Here is a 1537-nt window from a genome sequence, read left to right as displayed (position 1 = left end):
ATTTAGTTTTTAAGTCTTTTATTAAATTATTAATTTTATCTTTCTCTAATGTTTTTTGTAAATCATCAACTTTTACATTGATTAAATCCCCATTAATATTGCTATTAATTTTTAAAGTTGCATCATTTGGAGTTGCTTTTAAAACTATTGAAGTTTTATCTGCATCTTGGCTAGTGATATTTACTTTATACTCGCTATCTTCAACCTTTAAATATGGGGTAACATTAGGATTAATCTTAATTATATTATTATTTTTATTATAAATTCCTAACAAGTTATTCTTATCTAATTCAAATAATATGCTTCTTACATTATCTAATTTGTTATAAGACGCAAAATAAGAATCACTAGGCTTTAATTTTACATAATTTTCACCTTTTGCATAATAAAATTCTTTTGTAGGATTTACATAAAATTTTTCAAAAAACATATTTCTATCATTTTCCCAGCTTGATAATTTTGCATTAAAATCATTTATGTTTGAAACATTTAAACTATCTTGAATATCAGAAATACTCATAATTAAATTATTTCTATCTGCTGAATAACTTATGTGTTCTTTGTTAATAATCGCATCTAATTTATATGTATCTTTAGAATCTTGAATATATGCAGGTCCTACATATAACATTTTAAACGATTCGTATTCTAAATCTTTTGCATCAAATTCTTTTCTTTGTAAAAAATCTTTATGAATAACAACTTGCTTTAAGCCATATTCATCTCTTCCGTCTTTTAAATTACTTTTCTTTGAATAATAGGTTAAAGTATTATTTTTAAAATCTAACTTAGCTAAAGAATTATTTCCTACATAATAATTTGAATAATCTTGATTGTTTTGATTTACACTATCTTTAAAACTATTCCAATCATCTCTTAAAGTTGTAAAATGTTCTAAATCTGATTTTGCTAAATCATAATTTAATCCTAATAATTGTGCCTTTAATTCGTTTTTATTTGCTTCAAAACTAGCATAATTAGAATTATAAGCTAGATTATTTTTACCTTCTGGATTAGTTATTGATGAATTACTTAAATTATGAGTTTCTTCATCAATACTTGCAGGTTTAATGCTATTGTTATTATATCTTTGAGCATTTATTGTATTAGCTGTTCCATCCAAATAATAAGCATCAAATGCTTTAACTGATTTATCAGCATTTAATTCTCTATTATAAAGGCTTAGGCTTACATTGTTTAAATTAAGTTCTGCTGATGTTTTTGTATCAGCTTGATTATTACCATAATAATAAGTGCCTTTATCACTATTATCAAAATACTTGCTAACTGCTGGTTTTAATTCTGTCCATGGAACTTCATTTTTATTAGTAGGATTTGCCGGAGTTAATTCTACCCAAGGAATTTCATCTTTTTTAACAGGCTCATCTGGTTTAGCTTCTGGCTCAGTTGGTTTAATAGGATTTGCCGGAGTTAGCTCTACCCATGGCTTACTATTTTGTTGAACTATTAAGTCTTTTACTTCTTGATTAACTTCATTTGCGATATTTATTTGCTCTTCTGTTTTTAAAGTGTTTTT

Annotated in this window: 1 protein-coding gene; it reads right to left on the bottom strand. The window is 25.2% G+C overall.

Features of this window, described 5'->3' with window-relative positions:
- The coding region (locus AVANS14531_RS09090) for a hypothetical protein (RefSeq protein WP_336612155.1) at nt 1–1537 on the bottom strand (1537 nt) is incomplete at both ends.

Origin of the sequence: Campylobacter sp. Cr9 (genome assembly GCF_020138295.1) — a bacterium.
Classification (GTDB): domain Bacteria; phylum Campylobacterota; class Campylobacteria; order Campylobacterales; family Campylobacteraceae; genus Campylobacter_E.
Note: the sequence above shows the minus strand (reverse complement) of the source record. Positions and strands in the feature narration are given on the sequence as shown.